We start from the raw sequence: 7,839 nt of genomic DNA, 5'->3' as shown, positions 1-7,839 counted from the left end.
GCCGAGGTTCGCGTGGGCGACATCCTGCGCGTGCGCGGTGCCGCGCGGATCGATCAGCGCGTCGTCGTGCGTGCGCTCGACGTACCAGTCCGGATGCTCGGCGCGCAGCGGATTCTCGCGCGCGACGCGATCCGGCACGACTTCGAGCAGCAGGCGCAGCCCGTGGCCGTGTGCGAGCTGCGCGAGCCGCGAGAAGGTTTCGAGCGCGCTCGCGCGCGTCGCGAACGATTGGGCCGGCCGGCGGAAATCGGCCACGTGGCGCGGAAAGCCGGCGACGCTCGCGGCCCAGAACGCGCCGATCAGTACGTGATCGAAGCCCATGCCGGCGACCTGGGCGAACGTCTGCGGCCAGGCGTCGAGCGGCCCGACGAGGCGGGCGTCGCAGAACTGGATATGCGGAGCGAAGATCGGCGTGGAGTCCATGGCGCGGGGCGAAGGGGCGGCGGTCGGTGACTCCGGTTCGCCGCAACGCCCGTGCCTGCCGGGCGGTTTCCCGTGCGGCGGGGCCTGCGCGGGATGCCGATGACAAGGGACTGTCGTTTTTACACGATCAAGGGTCGCGCGGTTATCGCGGGCCGATGTCCTGGTCGTCGTCGATGCGCTGCAACAGCGCATCGCAGCGTTCGCGCAGCGCGTGCAATTCCGGCGAATCGGCGTCGAGCCGCTCGTGCTTGCCGCTGTCGGGATCGCGGTTCGCGACCGCGACGTCGTAGATCCCTTGCGCGATCGTCGCGGACGCGTCCGCGATCCTGACCCGCGCAAGCCATCCGCATTCGGCGTGATGGCACGCGAGCCAGGCGCGTTGCGCATCGACGATCTGATCGGTCGTGGGCCATGCGCCTGAGCGCATGCGCGCGGCCAGCTGGCTCGTCACGAGATAGGAGAGCAGATCGGTCGTTGGATTCACACGAGGCTCCTTGACGAAGGGTCGGGACGACCGATCCGCGCGCCGGTTCGCGAGCGTGGAACCGGGAGGGTGTCGACGTGCGGATCGTCGTCCGGTTGCAGGGTGATGAACCGCTTCACGGCCGCGCTGTGCGTGCCGGCAGCGGTTCGACATGCGATCCGCGCGCAAGCCGCGTGCCGGCCGGTCGCACCGGGCACGGCGCGTGCTCGTCGGGCCGACGGGGCGCGCGGCAATCATGCGGCGCGCATTTTTTGCATCGTCATCGCAGATAGGTACAGGAGGCCGCCGTGCAAAATCAACAGGAAGCACAGGTTCGCGACCCGTATCGCGGGCACGAGATACGCGTGTGGGCGCGGCGCAACGACAGCGGTGCGTGGCGCGACGAGGTGCAGGTGTATGTCGGCGGCGAGCGCATCGAGCAGGTCGCGCCGGCGGCTGATGGCCCCGACTGGATGACCGAGAGCGAAGCGCTGCTCGCGGGCGTCGAGCGTGGCCGGTATCTGGTCGACAAGCGTATCGATGACGATTGAGCCGCTGGGTGGTCGCGTGCCGGTGCGGTGTGGTGCCGTGTGGTGTAGCGTGGCCGAACGTTCGCGGCCTGATGAAACCGACGGCGATCCGGCGCAGGTGCCGTCGGTGAAACAGGCGTTTCAGGGCCGCGCCGCAATCTCGTCGAGATGCCACAGCAGATCGGCCGGATCGTCGTACACGCGCAGTGCGCCCGCGCGTTCGAGTTCGTCGCTGCCGTATCCGCCGGACAGCAGCCCGACGCCGAGCGAGCGGCAGCGGGCAGCGGCGAGCATGTCCCAGATGCTGTCGCCGACCACGACCGTGTGTTCGATCGGCACGTTCAGTTGTGCGGCGGCCGTCAGGAACAGGTCGGGGTCCGGCTTCGCATACTTGACCTGGTCGCGCGTGACCACGACGTGCTTCGCCGGATCGACGCCGAGCGCCTCGAGATTGATGGCGGCGGTTTCCATCCGTCCGCTGGTCGCGATCGCCCAGCGAATGCCGGCCGACGACAGCGCGGCCAGCAGTTCGCGCGCACCCGGCAGCGGCCGGACCTGCGCGCGCAGCCGCTGGTACGCGGCCGCATGCAGCCGCGCCAGCCGCTCGACGCGTTCGGCGTCGAGGTCGCCCGACGTCTCGCGCAGCAGCTGATTCAGGAACAGGCCGCCGCTCATGCCGATCTTGCGGTGGATGCGCCACACCGACAGTTCGATGCCTTCGGCATCGAGCGCCTCTTTCCACGCGAGCACGTGCTGATAGACGCTGTCGACGAGCGTGCCGTCGAGATCGAACAGAAAAGACGTTTCAATGCGCATGTGAATCTCCTGGCTCGACAGGTTTCGAGCGAACGGGTCGTGAGAAGCGTGTCGGCACATTATCGGCGCATGGCCATGTCATGACCATGTCCCGCGGCCAACCGTCGCCACCGTGCGGCCACCCTGCGCCACGCCGTGTCATGTGCCGCTGGTACAATCGCGGCGATCGCCGGGCCGGGTTCTCCGCGCCGCGCGCCCCCAACCCTCGTCTCGTCGAATCCAGGCATGGCCACACCGGACGCCGTCAGTTCCAAGCACTCGTGGTGGGGTGTACTGACCCTGGCACTCACCGCCTTCATCTTCAATACCACCGAATTCGTGCCCGTCGCGCTGCTCAGCGCGATCGGCGACAGCCTGCACATGCAGCCGACCGACGTCGGCCTGATGCTGACGATCTACGCATGGGCCGTGGCCGTCGTGTCGTTGCCGCTGACGCTGGCCACGCGCCATGTCGAGCGTCGCAAGCTGCTGACGGGGGCGTTGCTGGTGTTCATCGGCAGTCACGTGGTGACCGGTGTCGCGTGGAATTTCGCGGTGCTGATGGTCGGCCGGCTGGGCATCGCGTGCGCACACGCGGTGTTCTGGTCGATTTCCGTGCCGCTGGCGGTGCGGCTCGCGCCGAGCGACCGGAAAAGCCGCGCGCTCAGCCTGCTGGCGATGGGTACGGCGATCGCGATGGTCGCCGGCATTCCGCTCGGGCGCGTGGTCGGCGAGACGTTCGGCTGGCGGGTCACGTTCCTGATCATCGCCGGCGCGGCGGGTGTCGCGTTGCTGCTGCTGCGCGCGACGTTGCCGGTGTCGCCGAGCCAGGGCGCGGGGTCGCTCAGCAGCATCGGCGTGTTCCTGCGCAAGCCCGCGCTGGTGGCGCTGTACGCGATCACCGTACTCGTCGTGTCCGCGCACTTCACGTCGTACACGTACATCGAGCCCTTCGTCCAGAGCGTCAACCATGCGAGCAGCAGCCGGATCACGTACGTGCTGATCCTGTTCGGCGTCGCCGGCATACCGGCCGCGATCTGCTTCAACCGCGTCTACCCGCACCGGCCGGACGACTTCCTGCTCGGGTCGATCGTCGCGCTGGCGGGATGCCTGCTGATCCTGTTCCCGTGCGCGCTGAACATCGTCACGCTGTCCTTGCATACGCTGGTCTGGGGCGGGGCGATCGTCTGTTTCGGCCTGGCCATGCAGGCATGGGTGTTGAAGCTGGCGCCGGAGGGAACCGACCTGGCGGTGTCGATTTTCTCCGGGCTGTACAACGTCGGCATCGGCGCCGGTGCGCTGATCGGCAACCATATCGCCAGCGATTTCGGGCTGCCGTGGGTCGGCACGTTCGGCGGCGTGGTCGGCGCGGTGGCGGTCGGGATCGCGTGGCTTGCGTTGCGACTGCATGCGAGGCAGGCGGTGGCGTAGCCGTCTGCGCCAGATCCCGGCGTGCGGCGGGAACCGCCACGGCCTGCCGTCGCGCTGCCTATGTCACGCCACCGAGTAACCGCCGTCGGCCACGAGCGCATGACCTGACACGTAGCTGGAGTCATCCGACGCGAGGAACGCGACGATCGTCGCCATCTCGTCGGCGGAGCCCCAGCGTCCTGCCGGCGTCGAGGCGGCAAACGCCTGTTGCGCATCTTCCGACGGCCAGATGCCGCGATGATGGAACGGCGTCTCGATCAGCCCCGGGCACAGGGCGTTCACGCGTACGCCACGCTTGAACCATTCGATCGAAGCGGTCTTCGTCATCCCGATCACCGCGTGCTTGCTCGCGATATAGACCGACGCATTCTCGAAGCCGATCAGCCCGCCCATCGACGCGTTGTTGATGATGCTGCCCGAACCCTGCCGCAGCATGATTTCAGCGGCGTACTTCATCGAATTGAACACGCCGCGCACATTCGGTTCGAACACCATGTCGAACCGCTCGGCATCCTGCTCGAGCAGCGGCGCGAACACGCCTTCCGTGCCGGCATTGTTGAACGCGATGTCGAGGCGTCCGTAGGTCTCCACCGTGAAATCGAACAGCTTGCGCAGATCGTCTTCGTTCGCGACGTCCGCGACGAAGGCTTTGGCGTCGCCGCCGGCGGTGATGATTTCGTCGACCAGATGATCGAGCTCGGCCTTGCGCCGCGCGGAGACGACGACCTTTGCGCCGCGACGCGCAAGTTCGATCGCGGACGCGCGGCCAATGCCGGAACTGGCGCCCGTTACCAGTGCGATGCGGCCGTCGAGTTGGGTCGGTTTCGTGCTTGCGTTCATGATGAGACTCTCCAAAGAGGTGAATGAAAGCGGCGCATGTGGCTGAGTTGAATCGGTTGCGATGCACGCTTGATGTGCATTGTGGTCGCTCGCTCGTCGTAAAAAAATGGAACAATGGCGCATTCAGAATTCCCGTTTTTGGAATGAAAAGCGCAGCCGCATGCGCGTGCCAGGAGGGTTCTCCATGCTCAACCGACTCGACATCCTGAAGATCTTTTCCGCGGCCGCCGCGGCGCCGACGTTCCGCGAGGCGGCAGCCCGTCTCGGCGTGTCGCCGCAGGTCGTGACGCGTGCGGTGCGCGAACTGGAGGAGATGCTGGGCGAAACGCTGTTTCACCGGACGACCCGAAGCATCCGGATCACCGCGTTCGGACAGGCGTTCGCCCGAGACGCGCAGACGGCGCTGGCTGCCGTCGACGGGCTGTTCGGGCCCGCGACGGGCCAGGCCGACGAGCCGGTGGGCGTCGTCAGGATCACGGCGCCGTCGGGCATGGGGCGTCATTACGTCCAGCCGATCCTGGGCGATCTCATGCAGCGGTATCCGGGGCTGGTGCCCGACCTGCGGCTGTCGGACGTGCCGTCGCCGGTCGTCGACGAACAGATCGACATCGGCGTGCGGGTCGGGGCGATCGGCGACAACCGCTTCGTCGCGCGCATGGTCGGGCCGTTGCCGATGTGGATCGTCGGCGCGCCGTCGCTGATCCGGCGGCTGGGCGAGCCCAAAAACCGCAAGGAACTCGAATCGATGCCGGTCACGTGCCTGATCGATCGTGCGAGCGGACGCGCGTGGCCGTGGATGTTTCGCGGGGAGCACCAGTTCGTCCCGTCGTCGCCGGCCTACCTGACGGACGATACCGAGGTGGAGATCGAGGCCGTGTGTGCGGGCGTGGGGCTGGGCCAGTGCTCGGAATATCTCGTCCGGCCGTACATCGACAAGGGCCGCCTCGTGCGGCTGCTGCCGGGCCTCGAGCCGGAGCCATGGAAGCTGCACGTCTATCGGCCGCGGCGCGGGCCGATGCCCCGGCGCATTCGGGTCGTGTACGACGAACTGGTGGTGAAGCTCGCGGGCGCGACGTGGCGGGGGTAGGCGGTGCGGCCGGGCTGCCCGGCCGCTGATCGCGTTGGCGTGAAGCTGCGTGGACCTATGATCGACGGCATCGACGGCATCGACGGCATCGCCGCGCCCGCGAAGCAGTAACTTGTGCAGCGCGCGGCGATCCGGCCACCGTTGCTCGCGCCATTCGCCAAAAGACACGCGGCAAGCCGACATATTGCGGCATCATCATGCTGCCGACGCACCGGCATTCGGTGCCCGAAATTCGACTGGAGACGCTGCATGCCGATACCCCGGATTGAAACCCGTGACGCGATGGGCGATCCCGATGTGGTCTATCTCAACCCGGATCACGTGCTGTGGATGTCGCAGCCGACCGCTGCGCAGCGGCGGCCGGGCGGCACGGCCATTCGCGTCGACGACCGCGTGAAGGGCGGTTCGTTGCTGATGGCCGACAATCCGCCGGCCGCTCGACTGCTGCAGGATCTCGGGCCGTTCGTGACGGTGACGCTGGCGAACCCGTCGTCCGACTATCCGGACGGTCTCGTGCACGTGCGTGCGCATGCCATCGTCAAGATCGCGACGGACGACCACGACAAGCCGCTCGCCGAGCGCACGATCGGCTGGGTCCACGTCCAGGACGGCTCCGCGTTGAAGGTCAGGGATTACGCCGGCGTGGCCGCGCAGTGGCACGCGACGGTGGCGGCTGCCGGCCGCTGAGCGGGGCTTCTCGCCGGCGTAGTGACGCAGCGGCACGCCGTGCAGCGGTTGGCCGGCCGTTGCTCTCGTCGGGGAAACGGGTGTCTTGCCTCGTGCGCCGGGGCGAACTGGCGAGGTGTCGGCGGGCCGGGCGAACCATGAGCGCTCTCGCGGCCGCATTCGATACGAGATACACGATGCGTCGATCAGCCGAGTAACATGGCGCATCGTGACGAACCCGTGCCCGCCCGGGCCATCGCCGCGACAACTCCCGTCGAAGCGCTCGATGCAGGTGTTCTCCACCGGCTTGCCGAGGAACCGTCCGTCATGAACCTTTCCGCGTCCGATATCACACCGGAAGAACTCCGGCTGTTCGGCGACATCGTCGCCCGCCTGGAAGAGCTGGGGCCGGTCGTCGACGTCAGGACGGTCGTGCTGCCCGCGATCACGCAGCTGCTCCGCGCCGATTTCGCCGCATCGTTCGATTGCGATGACCAAACCGGCCTGTGGCGCAACGGGTTTTCGTACAACGTCGATCCGTTGCAGATCGCCCGGTACGAAGCGTGGTTCCAGCATATCGATCCGGTCACGTCGCAACTGCGCGCGCGCCGCGTGGCGACCTGCGTCGACGAGGTGATGAGCCGGCGCGAGCTGGAGCAGACCGAGTTCTACAACGATTTCCTGTGCCGCGACGGCATGCACCACGGCATCAACGTCTATGCGTTCGACGGTGCGACGCACGTCGGCGACCTGCGCATCTGGCGGGCCCACGGGCGGCCCGATTTCACCGAACGGGACAAGCTGCTGCTGAACGGCATCGAGCCGTTTTTCCGGCGCGCGCTGCTGCGGCGGCGCCATGCGTGCGCGGGGCTGACCGAGCGCGAGAGCGACGTCGCGCGGCTCGTCGCCGCCGGTTATACCGACAAGGACGTTGCGCGCACGCTCGGCATCGGGCTGTCGACGGTCCGCACGCACCTGCGGCGCGTGATGGCGAAGAAGGGCGTCGCCAACCGCGCGAGCCTGGCAGCCGCGCTGGCGTGACCGGCCGCCGGCCGGGGTCATCCATTGTGATGATGGGCGTCAAAATCGGCGCGGCCTACCTTGTGACGATCCCCTGTTACGAGGAACGACGACGATGCCCACCCTGGGAACCATGACGCTCACCGAAGCCCGGAACGCGCTCCTGCGCCGGGAGTTTTCCTATGTCGAATATGCGTACGCGCTGATCGAGCGGCATGTACGCTGGCGCTACCTGAACGGCTTCACGTGTGTCGACGATGCGCGGCTGCTCGCCGAAGCGGCCCGCTGCGACCGCGACCTCGCGACATCGGCCACCCCGCACGCGCTGCTGGGCCTGCCGATCGCGATCAAGGACAACATCGACACCGCCTGCCTGCCGACCGGCAACGGCACGCTGGCGCTGCACAACCGCGTGCCGCCGCAGCATGCGCCGGTCGTCGCGCGGCTGCTGGCACAAGGGGCGCTGATCGCGGGCAAGGCCAACCTGCACGAGCTGGCGTTCGGCGTGTCGGGCAACAACCGCGTGACGGGCGCGGTACGCAACCCGTACGACTTCAACCGGATTCCGGGCGGCAGCAGCAGCG

The 7,839-nt window shown here is 67.7% G+C and carries 9 protein-coding genes and 1 pseudogene; 6 read left to right on the top strand and 4 right to left on the bottom strand.

All coding sequences use genetic code 11. From position 1 onward, the window contains the following. Both G3N99_RS30405 and G3N99_RS30400 read right to left on the bottom strand, forming a co-directional pair. Window positions 1–423, bottom strand: a pseudogene (locus G3N99_RS30405) (DUF3416 domain-containing protein); the annotation flags it as partial. Between the two features lie 142 nt (window positions 424–565). Further along, window positions 566–850: a hypothetical protein gene (locus G3N99_RS30400; protein ID WP_206124219.1), complete on the bottom strand. Its 285-nt coding sequence runs from the start codon at window positions 848–850 to the stop codon at window positions 566–568. 344 nt (window positions 851–1,194) lie between these two features. On the opposite strand from G3N99_RS30400, the gene G3N99_RS30395 reads away from it, so the two are divergent. Next, window positions 1,195–1,437, top strand: a complete 243-nt coding sequence (locus tag G3N99_RS30395) for a DUF6566 family protein (protein ID WP_206124218.1) — start codon at window positions 1,195–1,197, stop codon at window positions 1,435–1,437. Window positions 1,438–1,557: 120 nt separating this feature from the next. Here the strand turns inward: G3N99_RS30395 and G3N99_RS30390 are convergent, their stop codons facing one another. Beyond that, complete coding sequence (locus tag G3N99_RS30390) at window positions 1,558–2,232, bottom strand: HAD family hydrolase (RefSeq protein ID WP_089498626.1); 675 nt, start codon at window positions 2,230–2,232, stop codon at window positions 1,558–1,560. A 225-nt stretch (window positions 2,233–2,457) separates the two neighbouring features. Between G3N99_RS30390 and G3N99_RS30385 the strand changes: the two genes are divergently transcribed. Further along, on the top strand, window positions 2,458–3,642 hold the full coding sequence (locus tag G3N99_RS30385; protein ID WP_206124216.1) for a sugar transporter: 1,185 nt from the start codon (window positions 2,458–2,460) through the stop codon (window positions 3,640–3,642). A gap of 63 nt (window positions 3,643–3,705) precedes the next feature. Here the strand turns inward: G3N99_RS30385 and G3N99_RS30380 are convergent, their stop codons facing one another. Next, complete coding sequence (locus G3N99_RS30380) at window positions 3,706–4,482, bottom strand: glucose 1-dehydrogenase (RefSeq protein ID WP_206124215.1); 777 nt, start codon at window positions 4,480–4,482, stop codon at window positions 3,706–3,708. A gap of 184 nt (window positions 4,483–4,666) precedes the next feature. Between G3N99_RS30380 and G3N99_RS30375 the strand changes: the two genes are divergently transcribed. From G3N99_RS30375 to G3N99_RS30360, 4 genes are all read left to right on the top strand, one after another. After that, window positions 4,667–5,569, top strand: a complete 903-nt coding sequence (locus tag G3N99_RS30375) for a LysR family transcriptional regulator (protein WP_206124213.1) — start codon at window positions 4,667–4,669, stop codon at window positions 5,567–5,569. Between the two features lie 249 nt (window positions 5,570–5,818). Then, entirely contained in the window at window positions 5,819–6,256 is a 438-nt protein-coding gene (locus tag G3N99_RS30370) for a hypothetical protein (RefSeq protein WP_206124212.1), read from the top strand. A gap of 306 nt (window positions 6,257–6,562) precedes the next feature. Further along, entirely contained in the window at window positions 6,563–7,276 is a 714-nt protein-coding gene (locus G3N99_RS30365; RefSeq protein ID WP_174932874.1) for a helix-turn-helix transcriptional regulator, read from the top strand. A gap of 94 nt (window positions 7,277–7,370) precedes the next feature. Next, the coding region (locus G3N99_RS30360; RefSeq protein ID WP_241011925.1) for an amidase family protein at window positions 7,371–7,839 on the top strand (469 nt) is incomplete at its 3' end.

Source organism: Burkholderia sp. Ac-20392, assembly GCF_017104585.1.
GTDB classification, from domain to species: domain Bacteria; phylum Pseudomonadota; class Gammaproteobacteria; order Burkholderiales; family Burkholderiaceae; genus Burkholderia; species Burkholderia lata.
The sequence above is the reverse complement of the archived record's forward strand: the minus strand, read 5'-3'. Positions and strand labels throughout refer to the sequence as shown.